Raw genomic sequence first — 13,547 nt, 5'->3', positions numbered from 1 at the left:
GATGCCCCGCCCATGACCGATACCGCCCCTGCTCCCCCCTCTTCCGCCAAGGCACGGCTGGGCACGCTGCGTGCGCTGTGGCCGTTCGTGCGCCGCCACATGGGGTTGTTCATCGCCTGGCTGGTGGCGCTGGCGGTGGCCTCGGCGGCCACGCTGAGCTTCCCGGTCGCGTTCCGGCGCATGATCGACGACGGCTTCAGCAACGGCAGCAACATCGACCAGGTATTCCTGCTGGTATTCGCGGTGGTGGTGGTACTGGCCGCCGCGAGCGCGGCGCGTTTCTTCTTCGTCTCGCTGCTTGGCGAAAAGGTCGTGGCCGACCTGCGCCGGCAGCTGTACGCGCACCTGATCGGACTGGATGCGCAGTTCCATGACCGCAACCGCAGCGGCGAGCTGGTCTCGCGCCTGTCGGCCGACAGCGAACTGCTGCGCAGTGTGGTCGGCAGCAGCATGTCGGTAGCGCTGCGCAGCACCGTCACCGTGGTCGGCAGCCTGGCGATGCTGTTCGTCACCAGCCCGCGCCTGGCCGCCTTCACCCTCGTCGGCATTCCGCTGGCGGTGCTGCCGATCATCCTCGGCGCGCGCCGGCTGGAAAAAGTCTCGCGCGCCAGCCAGGACCGTGTCGCCGACGCCAACAACCTTGCCAGCGAAACCCTCGGCGCGGTCCGCACCGTGCAGGCCCACGCGCGCGAAGGCTACGAAACCGGCCGCTTCGCCGACGCGGTGCGCGTGGCGGTGGCAACCGCGCGCGGCCGCATCCGCACCCAGTCGCTGGTCACCGCCATCGTCATCACCCTGGTGTTCGGCGCGGTGGTGCTGGTGCTGTGGTCCGGCGCGCACGACGTGATCGCCGGGCGCATCAGCAAGGGCGAGCTGGGCCAGTTCGTTTTCTACGCCCTGATCGGCGGCGGCTCGGTCGGCGCACTCGCCGAAGTATGGAACGAACTGCAGCGCGCCGCCGGCGGCATGGGCCGCATCGCCGAACTGCTGCAGGAACGCCCCGGCGTGCGCGCGCCGGCCGCGCCGCTCGCCCTGCCCGCGCCGCTGCGCGGCGACATCCGTTTCGACGACGTGGTCTTCCACTACCCTCAGCGCCCGGGACAGCCCGCGCTGGAAGGCTTCACCCTGCACGTGCAGCCCGGCGAGACCGTGGCCCTGGTCGGTCCCTCCGGTGCCGGCAAGAGCACGGTGCTGTCGCTGCTGCTGCGCTTCCACGATCCCGACGCGGGCGCGATCAGCATCGATGGCGTCGACCTGCGCCAGGCCGAGCCCACCGCGCTGCGCGAACAGATCGCGCTGGTGCCGCAGCAGCCGGCCCTGTTCGCGTCCAGCGCCGCCGAGAACATCCGCTATGGCCGCCTGCAGGCCAGCGATGAGGAACTGCATGCCGCCGCACGCGCCGCCGAGGCCGACGATTTCATCCGCGCCCTACCCGAAGGCTATGCAAGCGAACTGGGCGAGCGCGGCGCACGCCTGTCCGGCGGCCAGCAGCAGCGCATCGCCATCGCCCGCGCCCTGCTCAAGGACGCGCCGATCCTGCTGCTGGACGAAGCCACCAGCGCGCTCGACGCGCAGAGCGAACGCGCGGTGCAGCAGGCGCTGGAACGGCTGATGGCCGGCCGCACCACGCTGGTGATCGCGCACCGGCTGGCGACCGTACTCAAGGCCGACCGCATCGTGGTCATGGACCACGGCCGCATCGTCGCCCAGGGCACCCACGAGCAGCTGCTGCGCGAAGGCGGTCTGTACGCGGAACTGGCGCGGCTGCAGTTCATCGACTGAGACGGATCGGCGATCCATGCTGCGCCTGGCGTGCGGGACGATCCGCGTGCGGTGAGGAACAGGCTCTCGACGCGGGGCTAACGCGCGGCGATGCAGGCTGGCCCGGCCGAACCGGGTTGGATGCCACGCAGGAGGTCGCCATGTCGTTCCGCCAGTTCCCCGCCACCGACAGCAACGGCGAGAGCCACATCATCATCGAGTTCATTCCCGAACAGGGAAACAAGGGTGCCGGCGACACCGCGCCGCGCTACGAACTGGACGATGGCCGCCATCTGCAGCGCAATGCGCGCGAATTCACCACGCTCGACGGCCAGTTGCGGCTGCGCATCTGAAACAGCGCGTCTTCCGCAGGAGCGACTTCAGTCGCGAACGGGGACGTCAGGAAGAATGCTCCATCGCGACTGATGCCATTCCTGCGGCCATGCACCCGCGTGCGGATCACGACTGGCCAAGAATTCACCAGCCATCTTGACAGCCTTGCGCCGCAAGGGCTGCCGGCGTTCATCCACAGGCTTGTGCGCAAGTCATCCACACCCGCTGTGGATGAATGCGCACATCGATGAACAACGGTTGTCGGCATTGCGGCGATGCATGCGCGATGGCGATGCTCGGCCGGCCACCCCGTCGGAGAAAAAGACTGGCGAAGAATTCGCCAGCCATCTTGACAGCCTTGCACCGCAAGGGCTGCCGGCATTCATCCACAGGCTTGTGCGCAGGTCATCCACACCCGCTGTGGATGAAGCGCACTCAGCGGTCGAGCACCCTGCCGATGCCGCTGCGGTCGATCTCGCGCGCGGCCGCCTCCAGCACTTCCGGTGCATAGCGCTGCACGAAGCCCATGCGGAAATGCACCTCGCCGCCCGGCGTGCGCGAGGAATGGATCGAAGACAGGCTGATGCCATGCCGTTCGAACACATGCAGCAGTTCGCGCAGCGAACCGGCCCGGTCCTCGGGCAGGTGCACGCTCATCGCGCGCGTGTCGGTCAGGTCCGCCAGCAGGTAGCCCAGCCGCTCGAAACTGTAGTTGCCCTCGCGCAGCGTCCGTTCGTCCACCGCGTCGCGGTTGTCGTCGAGGAACTGCCTGCGGAACGCCGCCCGCGCCGCGTCGCTGCCATCGGCCAGCTGTGCGCGCAGCCGCTGCAGCTGCTCCAGCAGGCGATCCAGCACCTCGCCCGCATGCGGGTTGCCGAACTGGATGTCCTCGTAGATCGCCGGGTTCAGCGACAGGATGCGCGAGATCACTGCCGCATCCAGTTCGAACGCGGTCGAGCGGTACGGCATCAGCGCCTGCAGTTCGCCGAGCAGCGGCGCATAACCACGCATCACCCCGGCCTGTGCCAGATGGGTGGCATGCACCATCGCCTGCACCAGCGCCATCACCCGGTCGTGGTGCTCGGGCGTGGCCGGCACGCATTCGGCCTCCAGCGCGGCATACAGCCGTTCCAGCCAGGGCTGCCAGCGCGCCTCCACGCGCGCCTCGCACACCACCATCACCCGGCCCTTGAGCGTGGGCGCCTTGGGCGGCGCGGTCATCGGATGCAGGCCGGCCACGCTGGCCTGCGAACGCAGCATCGCCGCCACCGGCGCGCTCTTGATCGAGGTCACGTCCAGCCACAGTCTGTCGCGCTCGCGCCCGGCCGAACGCCGCGCGTAATCGTCGATCAATGCCGGTGTATACCGGATCGGTGCGGAAAACAGCAGCACGTCGGCCCGTTCCAACAGCTGCTCCGGCGACTGCGAGGCGGCATCGACCGGATCGTGGCCGATCACTTCCAGGCCCATGCGCGACTGGAAGAAGCCGCGCAGCCAGCGACCATAGGCACCGCCGCTGCCGACGATGCCGATGACCGGCGCCATCGGCGCCAGCGCCGCGCTCACGCCAGCCGCTCGGCGCGGAAGCGGTACGGCGTGCCCAGCGCGGCCGGTGCGGCGGCCAGCACGTCGAACTCCTCCACCCCCTGCGCCAGCGTCGCTTCCAATGCGGCATGCACGCCGGCGATGGCGCGCCCAACCGCATCCTCGAAGCGATGGCCCTTGAGCAGGAACGCCACCAGCAACGACATCAGCACGTCGCCGGTGCCGGCCACGTCCACCGGCAGGTGCGGCGAGGTCCAGCGCCAGATTTCGTCGCGGCCGATCGCCAGCGTGACCAGTTCGCCCGGTACGCCGGACACCGAATGCGCGATCACCCACTGCGGGCCGCGCTCCAGCAGGACGCGCGAGGCGGCGATGGCATCGTCCTGCTGCAGCGCCGGCATGCCGGTCAAACGCCCCAGTTCGAAGGCGTTGGGCGTGACCAGCCATGCGTGCGGCAGCAGGCGTTCGGCGAATATCTTTTCCAGCCCGGGTTCGACATAGGGCCCCGTATGGGTGTCGCCGATCACCGGGTCCAGGCAGTAGCGCAGTCCCGGGCAGGAAGGCCGCGTTTCGTCCAGCCAGTCGGCGAAGGCGGCGCCGTTGGCGACGCTGCCGAAATAACCGGAAACCAGCGCGCCGGCGCGCTGCGGCAGGCTGCGTTCGCTGGCGCCCTGCAGCAGTTCGGCGAACCAGTCGGCCGGCAGCACGCGGCCGCGCAGCGTCGCGTAGAACGGCGCATTGCTGAGCAGGGTGGTGGGAATCTCCGCCACGCGCAGGCCCAGCGCGCGCAGCGGCGGCACCGCCGCGCTGTTGCCGGCATGGCCATAGACCAGCTGCGACTGTACGGAAATCACGTCCACCGGCGAGGGCCCATCCGGGCGTTGCCGGCGACCGTGCACGAGATGGCTGTGGTCGACGTCGTTCATCGCCGCATTCTACGCCTGCGGCCACCGCGGCCGACGGCATGGATGCGCACGCAACCAAACGCCGGAAACGAAGAAGCCGCAGCAAGCTGCGGCCTCCGACACTCCCGCAGGAGCGGCTTCAGTGGCGAAAAGGCTCTAGGGGGAGAGCCATCGCGACTGAAGCCGCCCTTACGGACAGGCAGGGACTCAGGGCGAGGTCATCCGGTCCCAGAAGCCCTTGACGCCATCCAGGAAGGTGGCCGATTTGGGCGAATGCTTGCGCGCCTCCTCGCCGACGAAGGTCGCCTCGAACTGTTCCAGCAGCTTGCGCTGTTCGGCGGTGAGGTTGACTGGCGTTTCCACCACGATGCGGCAGTACAGGTCGCCCTCGGTGCGGCTGCGCACCGACTTGACGCCCTTGCCGCGCAGGCGGAACAGCTTGCCGGTCTGGGTCTCGGCGGGAATGCGGATCTCCGCCTCGCCGCCCAGCGTGGCCACGCGCACGGCATCGCCGAGGGCCGCCTGCGAAATCCGCACCGGCACCTCGCAGTGCAGGTCGTCGCCGTCGCGGGTGAAGATGGCATGCTCGCGCACGCGCACTTCCACATACAGATCGCCCGGCGGCGTACCGGCCGGACCGGCCTCGCCCTCGCCCTGCAGGCGGATGCGGTCGCCGGTATCGACACCGGCCGGCACCTTCACCGACAGCACCTTGTCTTCCTCGACGCGGCCGTTGCCATGGCAGGTCTTGCATGGCTTGGCAACGATCTGGCCACGGCCACCGCAGTTGTGGCAGGCCTGCTGCATGGCGAAGATGCCGCGCTGCATGCGCACCTGGCCGCGGCCGCCGCAGACGTTGCAGGTCTCGACCTTGCCGTCTTCCGAGCCGCTGCCGTCGCAGTCGCCGCACTCGACCAGGGTCGGAATCTCGATGCGGCGCTCCACGCCGGCAACGGCTTCCTCCAGGTCCAGCTCCATCACGTAACCGATGTCGGCGCCGCGCCGCGCCTGGCGTGCGCCGCCCCCGCCACCGAAGATGTTGCCGAAGATGTCGCCAAAGATGTCGCCCATGTCCGGGCCGCCCGGACCGCCACCCATCCCGCCCATGCCGTGCTCGAACGCGGCGTGGCCGTGGGCGTCGTACATGCGCCGCTTGTTGCCGTCGGACAGGACCTCGTAGGCCTCCTTGCACTCCTTGAAGGCGGCCTCGGCCGCGGCGTCGCCCGGATTGCGGTCCGGATGATGCTTCATCGCGCAGCGGCGATAGGCCTTCTTCAGTTCCTCGTCGCCGGCGTCGCGGGAGACGCCCAGTACTTCGTAGTAATCGCGCTTGCTCATGCTTTACCTCTCCCTCCCCCTCCGGGGGAGGGCTGGGGTGCGGGTTCGTTGATGCGACAAGGGTCCGGGACCGCACCGCGGCCCCGAACCCTCGCCCCGGCCCCTCCCCGAGGGGAGAGGGCAATGGACATCAGGACTTCTTGTCGTCCTTGACCTCGGTGAACTCGGCGTCGACCACATCGTCGCCAGCCGGACCGGCCGCACCCGCGCCCGGGGCCGGGCCGCCCTGCTCGCCGGCCGAAGCGGCGGCATACAGCGACTGGCCGGCTTCTTCCAGCGCCTTCGACTTCGCTTCGATCTGCGCCTTGTCGTCACCCTTCATCGCGGTTTCCAGGTCGGCCAGGGCCGCCTCCACCTTGCCGATGACATCGCCGCCGACCTTGCTGCCATGCTCGGTGATGGCGCTGCGGGTGGCGTGGATCAGGCCATCGGCCTGGTTGCGGGCCTGCACCAGCTCCTGGAACTTCTTGTCCTCCTCGCGGTGCGTCTCGGCGTCAGCCACCATGCGCGCGATCTCGTCCTCGGACAGGCCCGAACCGGCCTTGATCTCGACCTTCTGTTCCTTGTTGGTCTTCTTGTCCTTGGCCGAGACGTGCAGGATGCCGTTGGCGTCGATGTCGAAGGACACTTCCACCTGCGGCAGGCCGCGAGGCGCCGGCTCGATGCCGGTCAGGTCGAACTTGGCCAGCGACTTGTTGTAGCGGGCCTGTTCGCGCTCGCCCTGCAGCACGTGCACGGTCACGGCCGACTGGTTGTCCTCGGCGGTGGAGAAGGTCTGCGAGGCCTTGGTCGGGATGGTGGTGTTCTTCTCGATGATCTTGGTGAACACGCCGCCCAGGGTCTCGATGCCCAGCGACAGCGGGGTCACGTCCAGCAGCAGCACGTCCTTGACGTCGCCGCCCAGCACGCCGCCCTGGATCGCGGCGCCCAGCGCCACGGCCTCGTCCGGGTTGACGTCCTTGCGCGGCTCCTTGCCGAAGAACTCGCTGACCGCCTGCTGCACCTTCGGCATGCGGGTCTGGCCGCCGACCAGGATCACCTCGTTGATGTCGCTCGAACGCAGGCCGGCATCGTTCAGCGCGGTGCGGCACGGCTCGATCGACTTCTTGATCAGCTCTTCCACCAGCGCTTCCAGCTTGGCGCGGGTCAGCTTGATGTTCAGGTGCTTCGGACCCGATGTGTCGGCGGTGACGTACGGCAGGTTGACTTCGGTCTGCTGCGCGCTGGACAGCTCGATCTTGGCGCGCTCGGCCGCGTCCTTCAGGCGCTGCAGGGCCAGCGGGTCCTTGCGCAGGTCGATGCCCTGGTCCTTGTTGAACTCGTCAACCAGGTACTCGATGACGCGGTTGTCGAAGTCTTCGCCGCCGAGGAAGGTGTCGCCGTTGGTGGCCAGCACTTCGAACTGCTTCTCGCCGTCGACGTTGGCGATCTCGATGATCGACACGTCGAAGGTGCCGCCGCCCAGGTCGTAGACGACGATCTTGCGGTCCTTGTTGTCGCCCTTGTCCAGGCCGTAGGCCAGCGCCGCGGCGGTCGGCTCGTTGATGATGCGCTTGACGTCCAGGCCGGCGATGCGGCCGGCGTCCTTGGTCGCCTGGCGCTGGCTGTCGTTGAAGTAGGCCGGCACGGTGATGACCGCCTCGGTGACCTTCTCGCCGAGGAAGTCCTCGGCGGTCTTCTTCATCTTCTCCAGCACCTTGGCCGAGATTTCCTGCGGCGCCATCTTGCGGCCGTCGCTGGTGGCCACCCAGGCATCGCCATTGTCGTGGGCGAGGATGCCGTACGGGACGTGGGCGATGTCCTTCTGCACTTCGGCGTCGGTGAACTTGCGGCCGATCAGGCGCTTCACCGCGTAGAAGGTGTTCTTCGGATTGGTGACGGCCTGGCGCTTGGCCGAGGCGCCCACCAGTACTTCGCCGTCCTTGGTGTAGGCGACGATGGAGGGCGTGGTGCGGTCGCCTTCCGAGTTCTCGATGACGCGGGCCTTGCCGCCGTCCATGATCGCCACGCACGAGTTGGTGGTGCCGAGGTCGATACCAATGATCTTGCCCATGGGGGACTCCTGAGGATTCGTGTGCCGGCAGCCGCCGGGTATGAACGGGATGTGGGGGATGGCCGGATGACATTCAAGCCACCCCCGGAACGCTGTTTGCCGATGGCCGCGCGCGTTAAGGCGGCGGCCAGCCGGCCGGAGGTCAGTCGACCCGGGCCACCACCACCAGCGCCGGCCGCAGCAGGCGCTCGTTGAGCAGGTAGCCCTTCTGGAACACGGTCACCACCGCGCCCGGGGCCACGCCGGCGGGGGCGTCGACCTGGCTGATGGCCTGGTGGTGTTCGGGATTGAACGCCTGCCCGACCGGGTCGAGCAGGGTCAGGCCGTTGTCGGCGGCGACCTTGAGCAGCTGCTTGTAGGTCAGCTCCAGCCCCTCGCGCAGCGGACTGGGGTCGGCGCCGGCCGCGACCAGCCCCGCATCCAGGCTGTCGAACACCGGCAGCAGTTCGCCCAGCAGCTTCTCGTTGGCGAACTTGCGCGCCTGCTCGATGTCGCGCGCCACGCGCTTGCGCTGGTTCTCCAGGTCGGCGCGCTCGCGCAGCGACTCGCCCTTGAGCTGCTCGATCTCGGTGCGCAGCGCCTGGACCTGCGCGCCCTGCGCCTCGGCCGCGTCGCCAGCGGTGCCCTCGGTCTCGAATTCGGGGTGGTCTTGGTTCATTTCCGGTTCCCTGGCGGTCGTTCTGCCGCCTGCCTGCTCCCCGTATGTGGGCTGCCCCCGGGGTTTCAAGGTTCAGGCTCATCCCCTGCGACCGGCGCGCATTAATCTGTGGCACCGGGCGCCATTCCCGGATTGACCTGCCGCATGCGCATGCTAGTTTTGCGCGGCCCCAACCTCTGCCGACCATGCTCAGACATCTTTCGATCAAGGATTTCGCCGTCGTCCGCGCCACCGAACTGGAGTTCGGGCAGGGCATGACCGTGGTTTCCGGCGAAACCGGCGCGGGCAAGTCGCTGATGGTCGACGCGCTGGGCTTCCTGTCCGGGCTGCGCGCCGACAGCGGCGTGGTCCGCCACGGCGCCGCCCGGGCCGAGCTTTCGGCCGAATTCGACCTCGCCGACGAGGCCCCCGCCCGCCACTGGCTGCGCGACAACGAGCTCGACGACGAGGATCAGTGCCAGCTGCGCCGGGTGATCCGCGCCGATGGCGGCTCGCGCGCCTTCATCAATGGCCGCCCGGTGCCGGTCTCGCAGCTGGCCGAACTGGCCGCCTTCCTGGTCGAGATCCATGGCCAGCACGACCAGCAGGCGCTGCTGTCGCGCCCCAGCCAGCTGGCCCTGCTCGATGCCTATGCCCGCAACGACGCCGAACGCACCGCGGTGCGTGCCGCCAGCGGCCAGTGGCAGGCGCTGATCGACGAGCGCGATGCGCTGTCGCAGCAGGGCGACGTCTCCGACCGCATCGCCTTCCTCGAACACCAGCTCGGCGAGCTGCAGCGCGAGGAACTGGAACCGGCGGCGCTCGTGGCGCTGGCCGCCAGCCATCGCCGCCAGGCGCACTCCACCGCGCTGATCGAGGCCTGCCAGTACGCCGGCAACGCGCTCAACGGCGATGAGGCCCCCGCCCTGCTCGGCCTGCTGCAACAGGTGCGGCACGAACTGTCGCGGGTCAGCCAGCACGATGCGCGGCTGGGCGAGATCGACGGCATGCTCGACGCCGCCGGCATCCAGCTGCACGAGGCCCTGGCCCAGCTGGACCGGGTGCTGGACGACCTGGACAGCGACCCGGAGGCGTTCGAGGAGATCGAGCGCCGGCTCGGCCGCCTGCACGACCTGGCGCGCAAGCACCGCGTGCCGATGGAAGAGCTGGCCGCCGCCCGCGAGCGCCTTGCCGCGGAACTGGAACAACTGCGCGGCGCCGACGAGCGCCTGTCGCGGCTGGCCGGCGAGATCGACACGGCCGCCGCGCGCTGGCAGGCGCAGGCCGCCCGGCTCACCGCCAGCCGCGCCAGCGCGGCCAAGGCCCTGTCGGACACCACCACCACCCTGATCGGCGAGCTGGGCATGGGCGGCGGCCAGTTCCTGATCGAACTGGAGCCCCAGCCGCAGCCACGCCCGGACCCGAACGGCGCCGAGCGGGTCGAATTCCTGGTTGCCGCCAATGCCGGGCAACCGCCGCGGGCGCTGCGCAAGGTCGCCTCCGGCGGCGAACTGTCGCGCATCTCGCTGGCCATCGAAGTAGCGGCGCTGGGCCTGGATGCCGTGCCGACCATGGTGTTCGACGAAGTGGATTCGGGCATCGGCGGCGCCGTGGCCGACATTGTCGGCAAGAAGCTCCGCGCCCTGGGCGAGCGCCGCCAGGTGCTGTGCGTGACCCACCTGCCACAGGTCGCCTCCAAGGGCCATGCCCATTACCGGGTCAGCAAGGCACCGGTGGAAGGCATGACCCAGAGCGCGGTGGAACTGCTCGATGCCAGGGGCCGCGAGGAAGAACTGGCGCGCATGCTCGGCGGCGCCGAAGTGAGCAAGGAAGCCCGCGCCGCCGCGCGCAAGCTGCTGGCCGAGGCCTGAGCCCCGGCACTGCCCACCCACTGCCGGGGCCGGCGAAGTCACCCACCTGCTGCGCCTCCATGTGGCACCGGCCGGCACCGGGGCGACTCCCCCGGCAATCTGCCGGCCACCAGCACACCGCCCGCAGACGAAAACACCGGCACGGGGCCGGTGTCGTCTTCCACGGTGCGGGCGCCTCAGCGCCGCTTCTTGCGCACGTACAGCACCAGCGAATGCTCTTCCAGTTCGTAGCCGTGCTCGGCCGCGATCTTCTTCTGCAGTTCCTCGATCTCGCGGCTCTCGAACTCGATGATCTTGCCGGTATCTACGTCCACCATGTGGTCATGGTGGCCGCCGCGGTCAAGTTCATAGACCGCCTGCCCACCTTCGAAGTTGTGCTTGAGCACCAGGCCGGCCGCCTCGAACTGGGTCAGGACGCGGTAGACCGTCGCCAGGCCGATCTCGTCGCCGCAATCGAGCAGCTGCCGGTAGATGTCCTCGGCGGTCAGGTGGTGGTGCGGGGTGTTCTGCTCAAGCAACGCCAGGATGCGCATCCGCGGATGCGTCACTTTCAGGCCGACTTTGCGCAGGTCGTTGGATTCCATGGCCATCGTGTTCATTGGCGGTTTAACGCCAGTTGCCTCCGGTCAGATCGCGCTGGGTGCCGGGGAGTGTATCATCGCCGGGATTTCCTCAATCGCCTGTCCCAATGCGCAACCTCCTGCTGATCGCCGTTGTCGCCCTGTCCACCGCCGGCTGCGGCATCATCTACAAGCAGCCCATCTACCAGGGCAACCTGCTGCAAGAAAAGTCCGTCGCACAGCTGCAGGCCGGCCAGAGCAAGCAGCAGGTCAACGCGCTGCTGGGGACGCCGTCCATTCCCGATCCGTTCCATGCCCAGCGCTGGGACTACACCTCCAGCCAGCGCGTGAACCGCCTGGGCAAGACCGAGGTGAAGAATTTCACCGTGTTCTTCGAGAACGACCGCGTCGCCCGCTGGGAAGGCGACTACTTCCCCAACCAAGATGCGGAACTGGCCCAGAAGAGCGTGCGCCAGTTCGGCCGCAACCTGGCCAAGGACAAGAAGAAGCGCGGCGGCCACTGAACCCGGGCGCCACGCACCAGATCAATCGCCGCCGCGCGCCCGCCGGCGGCGATTTTCTTTTGGGTCGGCCAACAACGGCCTGAGCAGTTCGATGCGATCCCCGTCATGCAGCGCCTGCTGCGGCCGCGCGAGCACGCCATGCACGGCCGTGGCCACGAACCCGCCATCGGTGTCCAGCGCCGCTGCCTCCAGCGCGTCGGCTACCGTGCAACCTTCCGGCAGGATCAGTTCGCGACGCAGGTAGCGCTCCGGCCAGGCCAGCACCACTTCCACGCGCATGGCTCAGCCCCCCTGCTCGGCCACGCGCACGAAATCATTGACCATGCGATCGGCCAGCCCCTGGAAACCCAGCGCAAGCGCCGGCCCAAGCAGGCGCGAGGTCGGCTCGAACTCGAGCTCGAGGCTCACCTTGCAGGCAGCATCGGACAGCGGCTGGAACTGCCAGCGGCCATGCAGGCGCTTGAACGGGCCATCCTTCAACTGCATGTCGATGCTGCCCGGACGCTGCAGCACGTTCTCGGTCATGAACCAGGTCCGGAACGAACCCAACCCCAGGTCCAGGCGGGCCACCAGCCGTTCCGGCCCCTGCTCCAGGATCTGCGCCGCCTCGCACCAGCGGAAACGCCGCGGATAGGCGGCGACATCGTTGACCAGATCGAACATGCGCTCGGCGGGCTGTTCGACCAGAGCGCTACGGCGGATGGTAGGCATGCGGAATACGGACGGATGTTCGGAACGCCTCCGAATCGGAGACAATAAGGGAATGAGCAAGAAACCCGGTAAGGATAAAGCAAAGAACGCGCAGGCCGACAAAACCATCGCGCTCAACAAGCGCGCGCGCCATGAATACCACCTGGAGGAACGCTTCGAGGCCGGACTGGTGCTGCAGGGCTGGGAGATCAAGGCCATTCGGGCCGGGCGCGGCAACATGACCGATGCCTACGCCTATGTGAAAGACGGCGAGATCTTCCTGATCGGCGCCCAGATCACCCCGCTGATCCAGGCCTCCACCCACACCGTTCCCGAGGACCGCCGCCAGCGCAAACTGCTGCTGCACCGGCGCGAGATCGACAAGCTGATCGGCCGCGTCGAGCGTGACGGCTACACCCTGGTACCCACCGCGATGTACTGGAGCAAGAACAAGATCAAGCTCGAGATCGCGCTGGCCAAGGGCAAGCAGAACCACGACAAGCGCGACACCGCCAAGGAACGCGACTGGGCCCGCGAGAAGCAGCGCGCAATGCGCGCCCACAACCGCAACGCCTGAGTGAAGCGGCGGGTCCACCCACCACCCCGTCTTCAGCCCAGCAGCAACGCCCGCCTGTCGCGCACGCGGGCATCGCACCTGCCCAGTGCGACATGCAGCGCGGCGAGCGGCACCGCCACCGCGAGCCGCCCTGCATCGCCGCCAGCACCCGCCATCCAGCGCCTCGCCTCCGCTGCCGCATCCGGTGGCAACAACGCCAGCAGCTCGACATCCTCCAGGGAATCGACAACCGCCTGGAGGCGCATGGAAAGGCCGACAACGCGCGCCGCATAGCTGCCCACATGCACCACGGCGATGACGACCGCCAGCCCTGCCGCGCCCCAGGCACCCCACATGCCCGTCGCGATGCCCAAGGCCGATGTCGCCAGCAACAGCAGCAGCACCGCAAACCCGGGATTCCCGAGGGGCGCCAGCGAGGGCCGCCGGAACGCCCGGCGGCAGAGCAGCGCAAGCGCCAGGACAGCCACCGCCTGCGCGCCCGGCTGTGCGGCCATGAGCGCAGCGCCCGCCGCCAGCACCAATCCCAAGCCGGCCCACGAAGACGGCATCGCCCGCCGGCGGAAATCAGCGCCAACGGTCGCAGCCAATCCACTCAGGCGATACGGACAAGGAGAATTCATCTGGCCATGCCATCACGGGAACATGGCAGCCATGGTCGACAGCCGCATGTCGCAGAATGGTCGCAGTGCCGTTAAGCCGTTCCGCCACGCGCTCCAGCATGCGGCACGACCACTGCAGCCCTTTGCCTTCAGA

At 68.5% G+C, this 13,547-nt stretch carries 14 protein-coding genes; 5 read left to right on the top strand and 9 right to left on the bottom strand.

Features of this window, described 5'->3' with window-relative positions; translation table 11 throughout:
- The first annotated feature begins 12 nt into the window (after nt 1–12).
- Nucleotides 13–1,782, top strand: a complete 1,770-nt coding sequence (locus tag ABB22_RS08155; protein WP_055764770.1) for an ABC transporter transmembrane domain-containing protein — start codon at nt 13–15, stop codon at nt 1,780–1,782.
- Nucleotides 1,783–1,922: 140 nt separating this feature from the next.
- On the top strand, nt 1,923–2,114 hold the full coding sequence (locus ABB22_RS08150; protein ID WP_055765416.1) for a hypothetical protein: 192 nt from the start codon (nt 1,923–1,925) through the stop codon (nt 2,112–2,114).
- 415 nt (nt 2,115–2,529) lie between these two features.
- Here ABB22_RS08150 and ABB22_RS08145 read toward each other — a convergent pair whose 3' ends face one another.
- From ABB22_RS08145 to grpE, 5 genes are all read right to left on the bottom strand, one after another.
- Entirely contained in the window at nt 2,530–3,639 is a 1,110-nt protein-coding gene (locus ABB22_RS08145) for a prephenate dehydrogenase (RefSeq protein ID WP_055765413.1), read from the bottom strand.
- A gap of 17 nt (nt 3,640–3,656) precedes the next feature.
- Nucleotides 3,657–4,565, bottom strand: a complete 909-nt coding sequence (pdxY, locus tag ABB22_RS08140) for a pyridoxal kinase (protein ID WP_055764768.1) — start codon at nt 4,563–4,565, stop codon at nt 3,657–3,659.
- Between the two features lie 186 nt (nt 4,566–4,751).
- Complete coding sequence (gene dnaJ, locus ABB22_RS08135; RefSeq protein WP_055764766.1) at nt 4,752–5,882, bottom strand: molecular chaperone DnaJ; 1,131 nt, start codon at nt 5,880–5,882, stop codon at nt 4,752–4,754.
- Between the two features lie 130 nt (nt 5,883–6,012).
- Entirely contained in the window at nt 6,013–7,935 is a 1,923-nt protein-coding gene (gene dnaK / locus ABB22_RS08130) for a molecular chaperone DnaK (protein WP_055764764.1), read from the bottom strand.
- Nucleotides 7,936–8,077: 142 nt separating this feature from the next.
- Nucleotides 8,078–8,593, bottom strand: a complete 516-nt coding sequence (grpE, locus tag ABB22_RS08125) for a nucleotide exchange factor GrpE (protein ID WP_055764761.1) — start codon at nt 8,591–8,593, stop codon at nt 8,078–8,080.
- 185 nt (nt 8,594–8,778) lie between these two features.
- Here grpE and recN point away from each other — a divergent pair, with 185 nt between their 5' ends.
- Nucleotides 8,779–10,443, top strand: a complete 1,665-nt coding sequence (recN, locus tag ABB22_RS08120) for a DNA repair protein RecN (protein WP_055764759.1) — start codon at nt 8,779–8,781, stop codon at nt 10,441–10,443.
- Between the two features lie 176 nt (nt 10,444–10,619).
- On the opposite strand, the gene fur is transcribed toward recN, so the two are convergent.
- Nucleotides 10,620–11,027, bottom strand: a complete 408-nt coding sequence (gene fur / locus ABB22_RS08115) for a ferric iron uptake transcriptional regulator (protein ID WP_055765410.1) — start codon at nt 11,025–11,027, stop codon at nt 10,620–10,622.
- Between the two features lie 104 nt (nt 11,028–11,131).
- Here fur and ABB22_RS08110 point away from each other — a divergent pair, with 104 nt between their 5' ends.
- Nucleotides 11,132–11,527 (top strand): outer membrane protein assembly factor BamE, encoded by a 396-nt coding sequence (locus ABB22_RS08110; protein ID WP_055764757.1) that lies wholly within the window; start codon nt 11,132–11,134, stop codon nt 11,525–11,527.
- Nucleotides 11,528–11,548: 21 nt separating this feature from the next.
- Here ABB22_RS08110 and ABB22_RS08105 read toward each other — a convergent pair whose 3' ends face one another.
- Nucleotides 11,549–11,806 (bottom strand): RnfH family protein, encoded by a 258-nt coding sequence (locus ABB22_RS08105; protein WP_055764755.1) that lies wholly within the window; start codon nt 11,804–11,806, stop codon nt 11,549–11,551.
- Between the two features lie 3 nt (nt 11,807–11,809).
- Nucleotides 11,810–12,238: a type II toxin-antitoxin system RatA family toxin gene (locus ABB22_RS08100; RefSeq protein WP_055764753.1), complete on the bottom strand. Its 429-nt coding sequence runs from the start codon at nt 12,236–12,238 to the stop codon at nt 11,810–11,812.
- A 52-nt stretch (nt 12,239–12,290) separates the two neighbouring features.
- Between ABB22_RS08100 and smpB the strand changes: the two genes are divergently transcribed.
- Entirely contained in the window at nt 12,291–12,794 is a 504-nt protein-coding gene (gene smpB / locus ABB22_RS08095) for an SsrA-binding protein SmpB (protein ID WP_055764752.1), read from the top strand.
- Nucleotides 12,795–12,826: 32 nt separating this feature from the next.
- Here smpB and ABB22_RS08090 read toward each other — a convergent pair whose 3' ends face one another.
- Nucleotides 12,827–13,414, bottom strand: coding sequence for a hypothetical protein (locus tag ABB22_RS08090; protein WP_152984086.1), 588 nt, complete (start codon nt 13,412–13,414; stop codon nt 12,827–12,829).
- Between the last annotated feature and the right edge of the window lie 133 nt (nt 13,415–13,547).

It is taken from the genome of Stenotrophomonas nitritireducens (genome assembly GCF_001431425.1).
GTDB lineage: Bacteria > Pseudomonadota > Gammaproteobacteria > Xanthomonadales > Xanthomonadaceae > Stenotrophomonas > Stenotrophomonas nitritireducens.
This window is presented reverse-complemented; position numbering and strand designations above follow the sequence as displayed.

What these genes read in the sequence shown, in the direction of transcription:
- ABB22_RS08090 (WP_152984086.1), bottom strand. Translation starts at nt 13,414, where the DNA reads ATGAATTCTCCTTGTCCGTATCGCCTGAGTGGATTGGCTGCGACCGTT.
- dnaK (WP_055764764.1), bottom strand. Translation starts at nt 7,935, where the DNA reads ATGGGCAAGATCATTGGTATCGACCTCGGCACCACCAACTCGTGCGTG.
- recN (WP_055764759.1), top strand. Translation starts at nt 8,779, where the DNA reads ATGCTCAGACATCTTTCGATCAAGGATTTCGCCGTCGTCCGCGCCACC.
- ABB22_RS08150 (WP_055765416.1), top strand. Translation starts at nt 1,923, where the DNA reads ATGTCGTTCCGCCAGTTCCCCGCCACCGACAGCAACGGCGAGAGCCAC.
- ABB22_RS08100 (WP_055764753.1), bottom strand. Translation starts at nt 12,238, where the DNA reads ATGCCTACCATCCGCCGTAGCGCTCTGGTCGAACAGCCCGCCGAGCGC.
- ABB22_RS08105 (WP_055764755.1), bottom strand. Translation starts at nt 11,806, where the DNA reads ATGCGCGTGGAAGTGGTGCTGGCCTGGCCGGAGCGCTACCTGCGTCGC.
- ABB22_RS08110 (WP_055764757.1), top strand. Translation starts at nt 11,132, where the DNA reads ATGCGCAACCTCCTGCTGATCGCCGTTGTCGCCCTGTCCACCGCCGGC.
- smpB (WP_055764752.1), top strand. Translation starts at nt 12,291, where the DNA reads ATGAGCAAGAAACCCGGTAAGGATAAAGCAAAGAACGCGCAGGCCGAC.
- dnaJ (WP_055764766.1), bottom strand. Translation starts at nt 5,882, where the DNA reads ATGAGCAAGCGCGATTACTACGAAGTACTGGGCGTCTCCCGCGACGCC.
- fur (WP_055765410.1), bottom strand. Translation starts at nt 11,027, where the DNA reads ATGGAATCCAACGACCTGCGCAAAGTCGGCCTGAAAGTGACGCATCCG.
- grpE (WP_055764761.1), bottom strand. Translation starts at nt 8,593, where the DNA reads ATGAACCAAGACCACCCCGAATTCGAGACCGAGGGCACCGCTGGCGAC.
- ABB22_RS08145 (WP_055765413.1), bottom strand. Translation starts at nt 3,639, where the DNA reads ATGGCGCCGGTCATCGGCATCGTCGGCAGCGGCGGTGCCTATGGTCGC.
- ABB22_RS08155 (WP_055764770.1), top strand. Translation starts at nt 13, where the DNA reads ATGACCGATACCGCCCCTGCTCCCCCCTCTTCCGCCAAGGCACGGCTG.
- pdxY (WP_055764768.1), bottom strand. Translation starts at nt 4,565, where the DNA reads ATGAACGACGTCGACCACAGCCATCTCGTGCACGGTCGCCGGCAACGC.